General features: G+C 41.2%; 15 protein-coding genes. 5 read left to right on the top strand and 10 right to left on the bottom strand.

All coding sequences use genetic code 11. The annotated features are described in order from the left end of the window. The first annotated feature begins 125 nt into the window (after positions 1 to 125). The 3 genes from W7W_RS0113645 (at position 126) to W7W_RS0113635 (ending at position 3,974) form a co-directional block, all read left to right on the top strand. Positions 126 to 332: a hypothetical protein gene (locus W7W_RS0113645; RefSeq protein WP_010664278.1), complete on the top strand. Its 207-nt coding sequence runs from the start codon at positions 126 to 128 to the stop codon at positions 330 to 332. Between the two features lie 639 nt (positions 333 to 971). Beyond that, positions 972 to 3,443, top strand: a complete 2,472-nt coding sequence (locus W7W_RS0113640) for an ATP-dependent Clp protease ATP-binding subunit (RefSeq protein ID WP_010664277.1) — start codon at positions 972 to 974, stop codon at positions 3,441 to 3,443. A 276-nt stretch (positions 3,444 to 3,719) separates the two neighbouring features. Next, entirely contained in the window at positions 3,720 to 3,974 is a 255-nt protein-coding gene (locus W7W_RS0113635) for a hypothetical protein (protein WP_157202490.1), read from the top strand. A 61-nt stretch (positions 3,975 to 4,035) separates the two neighbouring features. Here W7W_RS0113635 and W7W_RS23230 read toward each other — a convergent pair whose 3' ends face one another. The 9 genes from W7W_RS23230 to W7W_RS0113590 form a co-directional block, all read right to left on the bottom strand. After that, entirely contained in the window at positions 4,036 to 4,695 is a 660-nt protein-coding gene (locus W7W_RS23230) for a septal ring lytic transglycosylase RlpA family protein (protein WP_010664275.1), read from the bottom strand. Positions 4,696 to 4,790: 95 nt separating this feature from the next. After that, positions 4,791 to 5,543, bottom strand: a complete 753-nt coding sequence (locus tag W7W_RS0113625; protein ID WP_010664274.1) for a tetratricopeptide repeat protein — start codon at positions 5,541 to 5,543, stop codon at positions 4,791 to 4,793. Positions 5,544 to 5,607: 64 nt separating this feature from the next. Further along, positions 5,608 to 7,434 carry a BatD family protein gene (locus W7W_RS0113620; RefSeq protein ID WP_044084858.1) on the bottom strand — a complete coding sequence of 609 codons (1,827 nt, stop codon included), beginning with the start codon at positions 7,432 to 7,434 and terminating at the stop codon, positions 5,608 to 5,610. A gap of 110 nt (positions 7,435 to 7,544) precedes the next feature. Then, entirely contained in the window at positions 7,545 to 8,237 is a 693-nt protein-coding gene (locus W7W_RS0113615) for a tetratricopeptide repeat protein (protein WP_010664272.1), read from the bottom strand. A gap of 33 nt (positions 8,238 to 8,270) precedes the next feature. Then, positions 8,271 to 9,302: a vWA domain-containing protein gene (locus tag W7W_RS0113610; RefSeq protein WP_010664271.1), complete on the bottom strand. Its 1,032-nt coding sequence runs from the start codon at positions 9,300 to 9,302 to the stop codon at positions 8,271 to 8,273. A gap of 138 nt (positions 9,303 to 9,440) precedes the next feature. Beyond that, entirely contained in the window at positions 9,441 to 10,430 is a 990-nt protein-coding gene (locus W7W_RS0113605) for a vWA domain-containing protein (RefSeq protein WP_010664270.1), read from the bottom strand. Between the two features lie 15 nt (positions 10,431 to 10,445). Beyond that, complete coding sequence (locus W7W_RS0113600; RefSeq protein WP_010664269.1) at positions 10,446 to 11,468, bottom strand: hypothetical protein; 1,023 nt, start codon at positions 11,466 to 11,468, stop codon at positions 10,446 to 10,448. A gap of 1 nt (position 11,469) precedes the next feature. Then, a complete protein-coding gene (locus W7W_RS0113595; protein ID WP_010664268.1) occupies positions 11,470 to 12,339 on the bottom strand; it encodes a DUF58 domain-containing protein in 870 nt (289 codons plus the stop codon). A gap of 117 nt (positions 12,340 to 12,456) precedes the next feature. After that, positions 12,457 to 13,452 (bottom strand): AAA family ATPase, encoded by a 996-nt coding sequence (locus tag W7W_RS0113590; protein WP_010664267.1) that lies wholly within the window; start codon positions 13,450 to 13,452, stop codon positions 12,457 to 12,459. Positions 13,453 to 13,813: 361 nt separating this feature from the next. Here W7W_RS0113590 and W7W_RS0113585 point away from each other — a divergent pair, with 361 nt between their 5' ends. After that, complete coding sequence (locus W7W_RS0113585; RefSeq protein WP_025007305.1) at positions 13,814 to 14,017, top strand: (2Fe-2S)-binding protein; 204 nt, start codon at positions 13,814 to 13,816, stop codon at positions 14,015 to 14,017. Between the two features lie 34 nt (positions 14,018 to 14,051). On the opposite strand, the gene W7W_RS0113580 is transcribed toward W7W_RS0113585, so the two are convergent. Further along, positions 14,052 to 15,248, bottom strand: a complete 1,197-nt coding sequence (locus W7W_RS0113580; protein WP_010664265.1) for an S-adenosylmethionine:tRNA ribosyltransferase-isomerase — start codon at positions 15,246 to 15,248, stop codon at positions 14,052 to 14,054. A gap of 272 nt (positions 15,249 to 15,520) precedes the next feature. On the opposite strand from W7W_RS0113580, the gene W7W_RS0113575 reads away from it, so the two are divergent. Further along, a complete protein-coding gene (locus tag W7W_RS0113575) occupies positions 15,521 to 15,742 on the top strand; it encodes a hypothetical protein (protein ID WP_010664264.1) in 222 nt (73 codons plus the stop codon). Positions 15,743 to 15,830: the final 88 nt, after the last annotated feature.

The raw sequence follows: 15,830 nt of genomic DNA, 5'->3' as shown, positions 1-15,830 counted from the left end.
CCAAATTTTTAGACTGTTATTTTATTGATTTTCAATTATTTAACTGTTTTGTCATGTACTAAGCATAGTTTTACACTTTAAGTTTCGTAGTTTTTTTTCCTTATTAAAAAAGTAAATTTCCAGATTTGTTTTTAGACAAAATTTTTGCAACTCCTATTAATAATGTATTCAATGATGGAAGACAAGAGGCAATTTTAAATGAATTTAAGGATGCCTCCAAAATGAAATTAATGCAGGTGAAACTCTATATTGCTCTGTATGCATTAGTTTCATTGATTTTTGCCATTGGTTTACCGTGGCTTCATAACGAATTAAATGACCATTTTGGATAACTTTCCTAATACTCCATTCCATCCAATTTTATAAAGGGCAATTATCAGAATCTGAGAGGTTGCTAGAACATGGGTCTAATGCCATAGGAGCCATTCCAGGCATTGGAGTTGGGTGGTCTGCCGGATGGGAAGCTGGAAGGGCTATTTGTAGTACAAATGGGTATAAAAGATTCAAGTATGAACTTTGGAAAAGTTATTACGAATTAAAAATGGGACAACGATGTTTACATTAGTCCACAAGATTTTGAAATATGCCTGCACCACGGAATGCGTTACGATGGTTTTGTAGAAGGCTTGGGATACGCATACACGAGTAACTTTACCATTCCCCCGGTACACTTTCCAAAAAACAATCCACCCGATGGGTTTCCGATGATGAACAAACATGGAACTTTGATTTCTCAGGCCAGCCACAAAAGTGCATGTCTAGTGCCCAATGATACGTTTGATGAGTGTAAAGTATGTTCATAAGGTAAAACTGGGGATACCCTTACGTCTATTTCTGCAAAGTATGGTATTTACATCCTGTCTGCTAATCCTGGTGTTTTTTATTAATACACGTCGGTTTTCAGATCTTAATGGCATGAGGCGTTACTGTTTATTACTACATTTTGATATAAACCCTACAAATTAGATAAAATGGATTTTTTGAATTTAAAGGAATCGGTAAAATCGTGTGTGCAGATAGCCAAAGGCTTTGCCCGTGAATATGGAAATGGGGCCTATTACCCTGCACATTTACTCAAGGCTTTGATGCATAAAGATATCGGCCTGAAAGGTTTCATTTCCAGCCTGGGGAAAGATACAGGTTATTTGGAAGAGTGGGCCGAAGTGAGAATTGACGATTTACCCAAAGGGAAAGCCGATGGTGAAGTAGGTGCTGATGAATCAATTGCTGCTGTTTTTGAAGAAGCAGACAATGTCCGTCTCAAATGGGGACTTCTGGAAATTAACCCCGTATGTGTGGTTACTGCACTGGCCCGACCCGGTATCGGATTCAGTATTGATGAGCTGAAAAGCTTTCCCTTGCGAGAGCAGGAAATTCACGATTCTGTGATTGCTGATAAAGATCTGAATGTCTCTTTTGCAATGAATGATGAGGATGGGGGGAATCTTGGTGGTAATTCCATGGCCTCGCTGCTCAAATATTGTATCGACAGAAATGCTGATATTCAGAAGCAGGGAGTCGCTCCTGTAGTGGAACGTGACAGCGAGATACGGATGATGATGGAAATCCTCGGCCGCCACAGTCGCCCCAATGTTTTGATAACAGGGGATTCGGGGGTTGGGAAAACAGCCCTTGTAGAGGGGTTAATCTCTGGTATTGTGGAAAAAAAAGCGCCTTCATTTCTTTTGGGGGCTACTGTTTACGAACTCGATACCGGTTCACTGGTTGCCGGTGCCACTTACAAAGGAGAAGTTGAAGATCGCCTGAAAGGGATTATTAAAGATCTACGTAAGTCAGAAAGAGCCATTTTGTTTATCGATGACATACATGTACTTCTCGACCCCAAACAGGGCAACAGTGGTGCTGTCGGAATATTGAAGCCTGAATTGTCGAGGGGTGACCTCACAATCATTGGAACAACGTCGGTGGATGAATATCGAAAAATAATTGAGCCAGATCAGGCTTTCAGCCGGCGTTTTGAAGTACTCGAACTGAATGAACCAGACCTGGATACTGCTTCACGGATGGTAAATGCCGTTGTGGGCAGATATGAAGCGTTTCATGAAATAAATGTTGCTGGTGAAAGTGTGCCGGAATGCGTCAGTTTGGCACAACGATATGTGAAAGACCGAAAACTTCCTGATGCAGCCATTGATTTGTTAGACCGTACCATGTCGGCTGTGAAAATGATTAATGAAACGGCTGAAGGAAATATTCAAAATTTGTTTGAGCAAATAGAGGTTGTTGAAAGCAATAAGAAGAAACAACCCCCACAAAAAGTTTCTGAACTGAAGTTAATAAATGCTTCCATGCAGAATTTGCTGGGTCCGGTTTTGATGGGTGAGCTTACCGGAAATCAGGACACTGATGACCTTGACTCTTATGTAGAATGGCTGGATTATTTGCAACAATCGCTTACGGTACTTCAAAAATATGCCGAAAACGGGGTTGATGTGATTACTGCTCATGAAATAGCCGCGGTCATTTCAAGTAAAACCGGTATCCCTATCGGGAAAATTCAGGCAGGAGAGAAGGAGCGTCTTTTGAATATGGAAGATACTCTTCGCCGCCGGGTGGTTGGGCAGGACAGTGCCCTGAAATCACTGGTGGATGCCATTCTGGAGTCACGAAGCGGAATGAATCGTGCCGGTCAGCCCATTGGTTCTTTCTTTTTGCTGGGACCGACAGGAACCGGGAAGACGGAATTGGCAAAGGCTCTTGCCGAAGCTCTCTTTAACGACGAGAAAGCCATGATTCGCTTTGACATGTCGGAATTTAAAGAGGAACATTCCGCAGCACTCTTATACGGAGCACCTCCCGGGTATGTGGGGTACGAAGAAGGTGGAATGTTGGTCAATAAAATTCGCCAGCAACCCTATTCTGTGGTTTTGTTCGATGAGATAGAGAAAGCCCATGCTTCGTTGTACGATATTTTTCTTCAGATAATGGACGAAGGAAAACTGCACGACCGTCTGGGCAAAGAAGGCGACTTCTCTAACGCTATTGTTTTGTTTACTTCCAACGTGGGCAGTCAGTGGCTTATGGAACAGAAAGATGCCGGAAATCAGCCAACCACAACGCAGCTAATGGAAGTAATGGGACAATATTTTCGGCCTGAATTTCTTGGAAGGTTGTCTGAAATACTTCCTTTCTCGCCCATTACAGACGATATATTACTTAAGATATTTGATATTCAGTTTAAATCCATTACCGACACGCTGGAAGATAAAGGAATTGGAATAGTTCTAAGCGATGAAGCTCGAAAAATATTGGCTCATAAAGGCTTTACGCCCAAGTATGGTGCACGTCAGGTAAACGGCGTAATCAGGAACTTCATTCGTCGCCCGGTGTCGCGTAAGCTCATCAGCGGTATCCTGAAAAAAGGAGACACACTGGAAGTAAATCTTGATGAGGATGAAGAACTGGTATGGAGTATTTCTTAATCTTTAATGAATTTTTTTCTTGTCAATAATTCGATAAATGAATTCGGACATGATGTCCTGTCTAAAGCAATCCTTTTTTGCTCCTCAGTCAGGAGACTAGAGTTTTTGAGGACAGAACTGTTTTATACAATCAGTTTTTATGTATTATGCGGGTAAATAAATACAATCAGTGATAATTTGGTTTGATCTTTTATGCGGAAATACAATATGCCTTTGTAAAACCCACAAAAAAATATAGTTTTTTTAAACTATGGTAATTTATTGTAAGTCATGAAAATGATACCATCATTTCTATTGCTATTTGCTGCTGTTTATTTAATTCAGGCTCAATCGGATTTCCGATCAGGTTGTATCATTATCAGTTCACAGGATACTATTTTTAGTCAGGTTGACTATAGGTGGGATATCCGGAACATAAAAGTCTGTTCTTTTATTCCCGAAGGACAAACAACTGAAGAAGAGTATTATCCCGGTTATATATATGGTTACCGTTATTCTGATATTCCGTACCTGGCCTATTACCGAATTTGAATATCTGCGACTTCAACGAACACGGAGTGTTCTTAATATCGGCTATGCTTTTTAGGTTCTGTTAAAGTTGCACCACAAAACAGCCGGGAAATACCTTTTGCAATTGCTTTTGGTGTTTACCGGCTTTTTCTTTCGTTGGTTCTACTCCCACAATCAGCCTGTTTACCACTTTACCTTTGACCCGGGCAACCCTGACATAGATCTCGCCCTTTATTTCTTTTTTTACCTGATCGGAAAGTCTTATGAGATTGTCCATCTGGCTGAAACTAGCTATTTGCACTCCGTAGCCGCTCAGAAGTTTTGAACTCACATCTATGTGGTAATATTCGTTGTGGAGAATTTGCTGTGATTCTCCTTCTTGTTTGGTGTCAGTTTGCTCAATTTTTACTTTCACCAGTCCATATTTTATGGCATCAATTTTCGTGGCAGCACTTTTAGAGAGATCAACAATACGACCTTTAACAAAGGGGCCACGGTCATTGACGCGGACGATTACTGATTTACCGTTTTTAAGGTTCGTCACTTTAAGCATGGTTCCAAAGGGAAGCGTTGGATGGGCAGCCGTAAGTTTTGAGTGGCGGTATATTTCTCCGTTTGCTGTTTTTCGACCTTCAAATTTATCGGCATAATAAGAGGCCAAACCTGTAGCAGAGTATTGCTGGGCATTGATGCCGGAAATTAGACCAAGCATCAATATTAAAGTCAGAATGAATTTCTTCATTGGTAGGGATGGTTTTTTGGTCTTTTTCATTCTTAGATTTGTCTGTATATGGAGTATTCTAATGACTACTAACGACAGACTACTAACTATTTTTCTCAAATTACTTCCACATCCGATTCATGAATCCAGCCCTCGCTTCCGTCTTGCAATTTGATATTCCACCATTCACCCAGTTTTGAAAGGAGCTGAACCTTGGTTCCTTCGTGCAACACAAAAAGGTTGGTTCCACTCTGATCGGGCGAACTTTTGATGTTGACAGTAGGTGTAAAGATAATGGCATGTGACCGATCCACCAGTTTTGTTTTCTGATGGGAGGAGAAACCATAGAAGACTCCGGAGGTCAACAAAAACAACATAGCCAGAAAAAAACCGACTTTTTTTAATGTTACCTGACGGCCAAAGAAGTAAAAGCCCAAACTTGCAAGAAATAAAACAAATGCAATAATGGAATAGAGGGCCCATCCGTCTGAATCATTCAGGTTTCGAATGTCCTGAAACCATTTGGTAAGAAAGAAAGTTCCCACCGGTTCTATTTCATCAGCGGTCTGACGGTATGCCAGTTCCAGGTTGTAGCGAATGTCATTGTCCTGGGGGGCCAAAAGCAAAGCCCGCTCATAATGAAGAATAGCTTCGGGAAGCTGGCCGTTTTTGTAGTAAGCATTGCCAAGGTTATAATATAGGGTTGCACTTTCCAGGCCCGACTGCAGGATGCTTTGATAAGTATCCACGGCTTCCTGATAATTCCCTTCGGTATATAGTTGGTTCCCTTGCTTCAGTCTGTTGTCCTGGGCAAACAAATTGAAGCTCAAAATCAATATAGCCGTGAGTGTGAATATTTTTGTTTTCATTGTCTTTCTTGTTTTCCAAAAGTTGTGCTTCCTTTTCTTTCCTTGAGAAAGATAGAAATAGCATTTAGGAAGTCTTTCGTTTTTTCAGGTTGCTTTCCAATTTGCTGATTACCTCAATAGCCGACTGGTATAGCTCTTCTTTTTTGCTTGCCTCGCCTGCCGGGGCATATCTGGCATATTCACAGGTGTCAATAATCTCAATCAGTTTTTCTGAGTTATCTGATTGGGCACCGTTGGCTTCTAATTCTTGACGAATGTTTTCCAGATTTAAATCGGCCAGAGGGATGCTCAGTTTATCGCTAATATAGCCCCATAGACCTTTGGAAAGCTCCTCATAAAAGGCCTCGTTATTGCCCGACTTCAGATGATGGGCTGCTTTTTTCAAACGCTTCCGTGCCACTTTGTTGGCCTGTTTAGTCCTTTTAAGCGAAAGGTTGGCGTTCTCCTTGATTTTTTGTCGATAAATCAGTGCAACAATGATAAAAATAAGGAGCGGAATAAGATAACCCATAATAAATTTCCACGAACCAAAAAAGAAAGTATTGACTGGTTGCAATTTACTTTCTCCCGTTCTAATGTATCGGATATCTTTGCCCACAAATTTTACACTTTCCCGATTTGCAGCCCCTGGACCTCTGATTTGTTCTGTGCTTGTGGTTGCTTCCTGACCATTGGATTCAACCTGAATCGAAAGGGCTTGGCTCTTCAGTGTCCGATATTGCCCCAGGTTTGGATCAAAATAAACATATTCCACGGGCGAAATCTCAAATGTTCCTGAATGTCTTGGAATAATCAGTTGTTCATAGGTTTTGGATCCCTTATGTCCTCCTGCCGTAATACTAAGATTACTGGTGCTGTTGGGGTCAAAAACGTCAAAATCGGGTGGAATGTTGATTTTTGGTTCACCGGCCACTTTCAGGTTTCCTGTACCTGAAATGATTGTTTTTACCGTAATCCCGTCATTCACTTTTACCTGATTCTTTGTCAGTGATACCTCCATATCAACACTTCCCACAACACCGGAAAAATTATCCGGCTGGGGAGAAGGCAGGGAATTTACATTCAGTGTAACACCTTTGGAGGTAACAGTGCGGCGCACGGTTCGATGGGTGTCAAAGAAATTGTCGAAAATATTATTCGATTGGCGCGTTTGCCTTATTCTCACCAAAAATTCAATAGAGACCGGTTCAATTTTTAATTGACCTGAAGTCTGAGGATAAATTACTTTTTGGTTATATGTCCCCACCCGGTATGTACGGCCGTTAATGTTTTCGAGTGACCATTCAATATTTCCTTCTCCAGTGATATCCTCTGCAATAAAATTACGAAATGTAGGATGTTGAATATCCGAAATACCCTCTAGATTTACGCGTGTATATATTTTTGTAGTAAGCAGTACCGGTTGGTTCTGGTAAACACGGGTTTTATTGGCCACCATGGTGATATAAAGGTCATCATCTCCAATGGCTCCGCTTTCATTGTTGGTGGTTCCGGGTGTTTGTTCCGGTTCCTGACCTGCTTCCACAACTTTTATTTCCAGGGTGTTAGATTCATATTTCTTATCATCTACCTCAATAGTGGCGGCAGGAATGGTGAAAGTTCCCAGTGCCTTGGCTTTCAGGATATAAGTGTAGGTATATTCCTCTTCACGACTCACCTTTCCGTTAATGATCTGAACCTGAGATCTCTGTGATGTGGTTGGGCCCATTAAAACATTAAAATTGTCTAGTTCGGGAAGCAGGAGATTGTTGCCGGCTTTATTGACACGATAAATCAACTGAAAACGTCTGCCTTCTTCCACAGAATTGGGCCCTGTGGCTTTAAACTCCACATCCTGGGCCGGCAAGGCAAGGGGGATCAATAATAATATGAATAAGATATATGACTTCATTTTTGTTGTATTCTCTTTATTTACACTCAAATTGAAAATAATAGAATGGGTTTTTTTACGCTTTTCTGTTACCTTATTTTCGGAAGGATTTCCATTCTTCTATAAAACCATTACCAGTTTTTCTCAATCTGTCTTTGCTGAGCTTTTTTTGCCTTTCTTAATTTTTCCTGCAGCTTTTTTTCATCTTCTTCAAGTGATTGCAGGATTCGCTCCGCATTTTCCTTCGAAATTCCCTGTTGTTGTTGTTGTTGTTGTTGTTGTTGTTGTTGCTGCTGTTGATCTTGCTGCTGTTGATCTTGCTGTTGCTGATCTTGCTGTTGCTGTTGATCCTGCTCCTGATCTTCTTTATTTTCCTGTTCCTGCTTTTGTTTCTGAAGCATTTTTTGGGCAACAATCAGATTGTAGCGTGATTCATCGTCAAGGGGATCATTTCTCAAAGCTTCTTTGTAGGCTTCAATACTTTTCTCTAGTTCCTGTTTGGCAAAGAAACCATTGCCAATGTTGTGATAAACATCTGATAACCGGTTTTTATTATCAGTAGCAGAAGCTAAAGATTGAAACTGTTCCAATGCTTCATCAACTTTCTCCTGTTTGAACAATGCATCACCAAGGTTGAATCGTCCTTCAAAGCTTTCAGGTTTTTTTTCAAGGGCTTTTCTGTATTCAACCTCAGATTCAACGTATTTCTCTTCTTCAAAATAGTCGTTGCCTTCACGAATAAAACGTCTTTCATTTTGAGCAGATAGGGTTGAGCCCATTCCCGCTAAAATAAGCATTACTATGAAGAAATATCTCAATTTCATAACAAATCGTTTTTCTAATCACAAAACTAACCACTAATTGTCTGTAAACAGGTCAATTTTATTAAGTAATTTATTTTTCCTTTCCAGGACGATAAATTCAATCAAGAGTATCAATAATGCCAGAGCTGCCAGATACTGAAACTGATGATCATAATCGGAATAGACTTTGGCCTCAATTTCGCTTTTTTCCAATTCTCCCAGTTCATCAATCAAATCATTGATTCCTCTTCTTATATTATTGGCAGCAATGTATTTTCCGTTTCCTGCTTCAGATATTTGACGCATCAGATCGGCATTCATTTTTGTGATGACCACATTTCCTGCCCTGTCTTTAAGAAAGTTTGATTTATTTCCGGGGGTGGTAGGGATAGGGGCGCCGTCAGTACTCCCCATACCTACAGTGTAAACTTTGATTCCTTTTTCGAATGCTGTTTCCGCGGCCTGGATGGCATCATCCTGGTGGTTTTCGCCGTCAGTAATCACAACAATGGCCCGGTTAATGTCTTCTTGTTGACTGAAAGAATTGGTTGCCAAACGGATAGCAGACCCGATAGCTGTTCCCTGAGTGGGTACAACATCGGTGTTAATGCTTGATAAAAACAATCGTGCCGATGCATAGTCAGTGGTAATGGGTAATTGCACATAGGCTTCTCCGGCAAAAACAATCAACCCAATGCGGTCATTGACCAGCCGTCCTGTCAGGCGTTCAATAGCGAGTTTGGCTCTGTCGAGGCGACTGGGTTCCACATCCGTTGCGTTCATACTGTTGGAAACATCCAGAGCTATGATTAACTCAATACCCTTGCGTTTCACGGTTTCCAATTTGGTGCCAAACTGTGGTGATGATAATGTAACCACAATTGCAGCCAACGCCATCAACAGTAAATAAAATTTTACAGCAGGACGTACAAAAGATACATCAGGCATCAGGTGACTTAATAAGTCGGGATTACCGAATTTTTTAAGTTTCTTTTTACGCTGATGCTGAAAGTATAGCTGCATAAATGCAAGTACGGGTATTAAAACCAGTAAATACATGTATTCAGGATGTTCAAATCGAAACATATTGTAGTTATTTATTATCTAAACTTAAAATTCGGTTGTTTTTCTGATATTCTTCTTTCCTGTGTGAAAAGACGCACAACCAAGTGTCTCTACAGCCCTCAAACATAAAATTCAGAACTCTGAACCAGGAACACTTCATCACGGTAAGTTCCTCAATATGGTGTTTCTGAGAAGAATTTCCATCAACAAAAATGCCAGAGCCAATAATGCAAAAGGAATGAATTCCTCTGTACGTTTGCTGTATTCTTTTACCTCTATTTTGGTTTTCTCCATCTGGTCAATTTCCTCGTAAATATCTCTCAGCTTTTCTTTGTCTGTAGCCCTGAAGTATTGCCCTTCTGTAGTGTTTGCAATTTCCTGCAACATCTTTTCATCAATTTTCACCTCCATATCCTGCACTTGCTGTCCAAAAACAGTATTGACAGGAAAGGGAGCTGTTCCGTGACTTCCCACACCAATGGTATATACTCTGATGCCGAAACTTTTGGCAATCTCAGCTGCGGTCAATGGGTGAATTTCACCTCGATTATTGACACCATCGGTCAGCAGGATGATTACCTTACTTTTTGCATCACTATCCTTGATTCGGCTAACGGCAGTGGAAAGGCCCAGTCCGATGGCTGTTCCGTCCTGAAGAATGCCGGTTTGTATGTCTCTTGTCAGGTTGGTGAGAACAGCATGGTCGATGGTAAGCGGGCATTGGGTAAAGCTTTCCGCGGCAAATACAACCAATCCCATTTTATCGTTGGGTCGACCGGATATGAAGTCTGTTGCCACATCTTTGGCTGCTTCCAACCGGTTGGGCTCAAAGTCCATTGCCAACATACTTCCGGAAACATCCAATGAAATGATAATGTCGATACCTTCGGTGGTTACGTTGCGCAGACTATCTGTGGATTGGGGCCTGGCCAATGCAATTGTCAGTAAAATAAATGTCAGACACCGAAGACCAAAAGGGACATGACGCAGGTAAGTCTTACGGCTTTTGCGTATCTTACTAAATCCCTTCAGCGAAGAGATTTGAAGTGAGGCATTTAATTCCCGTTGCTTCCATACGTACCATCCTGTCAAAGGAATCAGTAGCAGAAGCAAATAGAAAAAGTATGGATGAAGAAATGTATAGCTCATACCGAATGTGTCGGTTTATTGTTCAACTTCCTGTGATTTATTTTGTTCCTGTGCCTGCTCATCTAAAGATTTTGGCTCTTCGTACCTTGTTTGATTAACAAAGAAGTAGGCGTTCATTAAGGACAAATCATTTTCGTTTGGCAGAGGTTCCATTTTTGCAAACTTCACCAAGTCAGCTTGTTCCAGCACTTGTTGGATTTTTGCAAGTACATTGTCATCCGGCAAATCCACTGATTTTAATGATGCGATTATTTCTGAGGTAATCAGTTCAGGGGCAGGAATATCATATCTGTCTTCTATGTAATTTCGCAATACATCGGTTAACTCTGAATGGAATGCTTTCACTTCTCCCTTTTGCCAAAGTTTTTCATGCTTAATATGCTCCAATTCTCTGAGGGCGATAATATGTGCCGGCTCTTTGGGCTTTTGGCTGATAAATGCTTTCAGAGGATTGCGCCGCTTCACATAAAACCAGATTCCCGCTGCGATAAGCAGGATAAATATTAATCCTCCGAGAATCCATGGTAGAAAACGGTAGAGTTCCGACAAACGAAATGGTGCATCAATGGGGGCTTTTATGTCTGTGATGCCTTTTTCAGGATCCACTTCCTCAAAGGGATTTACCACCATCAGACCTATGGACCGTGTTTCCTTTTTGGCCTCCAGGTTGGCTGATGCCAGTTCAAACTCCATCGGGGGAATATAATGCAATCCGCTGTCGAAAGAAGTAATTCTGAGAACTTGTTCTACAGAAATACGATTGTCATCAATGATGGTTGTGTCGGGAGCTGTGCGATCAACTATTTCTATGTTTTTGGTAATGGTATCGGTAAATTGAGGGAAGATGACTGTTAAGTCCTTTGGTTGAGCAACATCCAGAGTTATATTCATCTGTCCCCCAATGACCATCAAAGTGGAATCGGGGGTTGCATTTACCGAGAAATCCTGAGCAACTGCTTTTTGTGATAATGAGAAGCCCAGCAAAAAGGTTGAAATAATTAGAAAACTATTCTTATTAAAAAATGGTATTTTGCCCATTTTATGCTCGTTTTTTAAAGAGTGAAATGAGTGCTTTAACATAATCCTCGTTGGTTGGTACAGCCACATTGTCCACACCGCTTTTGGAAAACGCATTCCGCAGAGATTCTTCATTCTGCTTCCACCAGGACATATACGCCTCTCTGGTTTTACGGCTTGATGTGTTTGCCCAATAATATTCTCCTGTCTCGGCATCTTTAAGTTTTACAAAACCGATATCAGGCATTTCAGTTTCGCGGGGATCAAAAACTCTCAGGGCAACAACATCATGTTTTTGATTGGCAATCTTTAGGGCATCTTCAAAGCCTTCGTCCATAAAGTCGGAAATGACGAATGTGGTACATCTCTTTTTAATGGCATTGGTCAGATATCGCAATGCTTCTGATATGTTTGTTTTACGATGCTCCGGGGTGAAACTGATCAACTCACGGATGATGTATAGTATATGCTTTCGTCCTTTTTTTGGAGGAATGAACTTTTCTATTCGATCCGAAAAGAAAATAACGCCTATTTTATCGTTGTTCTGGATAGCGGAAAACGCTAGTACTGCAGCCATTTCAGTAATTACATTTTTCTTGAAGCGGCTGGTCGTGCCAAATTCGCGTGACCCTGAAACGTCAATCATCAGCATTACAGTAAGTTCACGCTCTTCTTCAAAAACTTTAATGTATGGATGATTGAAGCGGGCAGTTACATTCCAGTCAATATTTCGGATGTCGTCGCCATACTGATATTCCCGCACCTCGCTGAAAGTCATCCCCCTGCCTTTAAAAGCAGAGTGGTATTCACCCGCAAAAATATTGCTGGACAAGCCCCGGGTCTTTATTTCAATCTGGCGGACACGTTTTAGTATGTCTGTTGCTTCTGTCATTTTTTCAATTACCAGTTTTCAATTACCAATTATCAGTTACCAAATACCAATTATCAGTTACCAATTATCAATTACCAATTATTCATTGTTTATTGATCAGTGCTCATTGATAATTGTTTAAGGTACTTCAACAGTATTCAGTATCTCGCTGATAATCTCTTCGGAAGTGACATCATTGGCTTCAGCTTCGTACGACAATCCGATGCGGTGACGAAGTACGTCGTGGCATACGGCGCGGACATCCTCAGGAATGACATAGCCCCGACGCTTGATAAAGGCATAGGCTTTTGCTGCCATTGACAAACTGATACTTGCACGAGGCGATCCACCATAACTGATCATATCTTTGAATTTTTCCAAATCATATTGTTCAGGGAAACGGGTGGCAAATACGATGTCCACAATATATTTTTCGATTTTTTCATCCATATAGACATCTTTAACTACCTGGCGTGCCCGAAGAATATCTTCCGGTTTGATGATGCTGTTGGCTTCGGGGAATTTCTGTGCAAGATTGTGGCGGATAATCATTTGCTCTTCCGTTTTTTGCGGATAGTCAAGAACCACTTTCAGCATAAAACGGTCAACCTGGGCTTCCGGAAGGGGATAGGTTCCCTCCTGCTCGATGGGGTTTTGAGTAGCCATAACCAAAAACGGTTTGGGAAGCGGATAGGTATGATCACCTATTGTTACCTGTCGTTCCTGCATTGATTCGAGCAATGCACTTTGAACCTTAGCCGGTGCGCGGTTAATCTCATCAGCCAATACAAAATTGGTGAAGATGGGACCCTTTTTGACCACAAATTCTTCATTTTTCTGACTGTAAATCATTGTACCCAACAAGTCGGCCGGCAAGAGGTCGGGGGTAAACTGAATCCGGCTGAAGTCTGCACTTACCGCTTTGGAAAGGGTAGTGATGGCCAGCGTTTTTGCCAGGCCGGGAACACCTTCCAGTAAAATGTGTCCGTCAGAAAGAAGGCCAATCAACAAACTCTCAATGAGATGTTTTTGGCCTACGATTACTTTGTTCATTTCAATGGTTAGCAAATCTACGAACGAACTTTCCTGCTTGATTCGTTCATTCAGCTCTTTGATGTCAACTGTTTGATCCATGAGACTTACGGGTTTTATATTTTTGATTTTTTTAATGATAATCGTTCTGCCATTTTAGCAGCAGGGAATTGATTTTTTAATCATTCGCTAAATTATCAAAAATTGTTCCAAGAAAAGGGTTTGATATTAAAAAAATGGCTTAACCCATCAGATGTTGGAGATAACACTATTGGTATGCCTAAATAAAAGCCACTAACTCAATAGAATCAGTTTTCTGAATAAAAGGAGATTACTTCGTGTTTTTGTTTGTTACGAATGTCTTTTATTGGCTGGGATTAGAAACAATATGATTTTATTTAGGATCTCATTAAACCCTGTCCCCTGGTTTGATGTTAAACTGGCAAACGAAAACATCAAATTTATGAATGATTTTGAAGACAACGATATTGTATGCCGACATATGCAACTCACGAAAGCAGATATAGTGAAAGTAATAAGGGATAAAAAGCTTACTACTTTTGAACAGGTGCAGGATGAAACCGACGCGGCCACCATCTGCGGGTCATGTGCTGCCGATGTGGAAGCTATTTTGGAAGAGGAATTAAAAAATCGGGAAGAAGGTTGAATAAACTAGGATACACAGATTCTCAGAAAAAAAGTTATGCTTTCCACAACAATGATGAATCCCCGTAACTTAGAAACCTGTAATCGTTATTGAGCGCGTGGTTGTAGATTTTTTTCCAGTTGTCTCCAACGATGGCAGCGACTAATAAAAGTAATGTGCTTCCCGGTTGGTGGAAATTGGTAACCAATGCTTTTATAGATTGGACTTCATAACCCGGAACGATAATAATTGCTGTAGATCCCTCAAAGTATGTGCGTCCTTCTTTTTTAGTAGCTTCAATCAGGTGGGCGACAGCTTCTTCAAAAGAAATTACCGCAGCATTATTATATGGTGTCCATTGTTCGATGTGGTGAAATGGTTTTCCCTGATTTGCCAGTACTCCGGCCCAATAAAGCGATTCCAGTGTCCTAAGGGTTGTAGTTCCTACAGCAACTTTTGGCCCCTTGTGGTTCTTTAGCTGCCGCAATGTTTCCAGTGGCACGCGGAAGTTCTCCGTGTGCATTTCATGGTCGGCTATGGTTTCGCTTTTTACGGGGCGAAAGGTTCCTGCTCCCACATGTAGGGTCAGATTGGTAAGTGCAACTCCTTTGCGTTGAAGTTGTCCCATTACTTCGGGGGTGAAGTGTAATCCAGCTGTCGGTGCTGCAACCGACCCTTGTTCCCGTGAGTAAACGGTTTGGTAACGTTCGGTGTCTATCTCTTCAGACTCACGTTCCAGATATGGAGGGATAGGCGTTTTACCCATCGCTTCCATCAATTCCGAAAAAGTGTATTCCGGATTCTCCCAATGAAATCGAATCGCGTAGCCGTCATTTGTTTTGGAAACTTTCTCTGCTTTGACGATCACCGTTACTTTACCTGTGTCTACGTCCATTTCCAGGTCCCCCTCTTTCCATTTCTTGAGGTTGCCCACCAGACAGTTCCACGTTACCTCCTTTGTCTGTTCAAAAGCCATGGCCACATCTGTCGGGGATGCCGGTTCCAGACAAAATATCTCGATGCGTGCTCCAGTTGCCTTACGGAATGGCAGGCGCGCCCGAATCACTTTGGTGTTGTTGAAAAGCAGCATAGCATCAGCAGGAATCAGATCCGGTAGCTCACTGAAGTTTTTGTCGTCTATCGTGTTGTGTTGGAAATGAAGCAGTTTGGACTGGTCTCTTCCTTTAAGAGGGTATTTGGCTATTTTTTCGGAGGGTAGGCGGTACTTGTACTGGTCTATGGAAATGTGCATTTTCTACGGTCTGTGTGTTTGTTCTCTTTTTTTGCGCCAAAGTATAGAAAATTCATGAATTTTCTATACGGTGGAGCAAGTTACTTACTGAGGGTACAAGTTACTTTCTGAGGTATAAAGTGAAAGTTGCTTACTGCTTTAAACTTTTGACCTGTTTTCAAGCTTGGTTTTACTGGTTTTGAGTTTGTTTTTCAAAGGAAAGGGTTGAAACAAAGTTAAAATATATGTATATTCATTTGTTGTTCAGTGTTTAACCTTAAAATCCTAACCTTATGACAAAGTTTCGAAATAAGTACCGCGTGGAGGAAAACCGTATGCGGATATTGAATTATTCTGCCCTGGGACAATACTTTATTACCAATAATATTCAGGATCATCATTGGATATTGGGTCATGTTGCCAACCCAAAAATGATTTACTCTGAGTATGGTGAGATTGTGAAAAAAGAGGTGGGAAAGATTCCAGATCATTTTCACATATCAATTCTGTCCTAAATAAATATTTTGAACGTACTGACAGGCTTGATAGGGGCTGACCTTGGCAGGTAAGCCTAAAAGCAAGGTTGTTTTATCGTAAAATCGT

Origin of the sequence: Marinilabilia salmonicolor JCM 21150 (genome assembly GCF_000259075.1) — a bacterium.
GTDB classification, from domain to species: domain Bacteria; phylum Bacteroidota; class Bacteroidia; order Bacteroidales; family Marinilabiliaceae; genus Marinilabilia; species Marinilabilia salmonicolor.
Note: the sequence above shows the minus strand (reverse complement) of the source record. Positions and strands in the feature narration are given on the sequence as shown.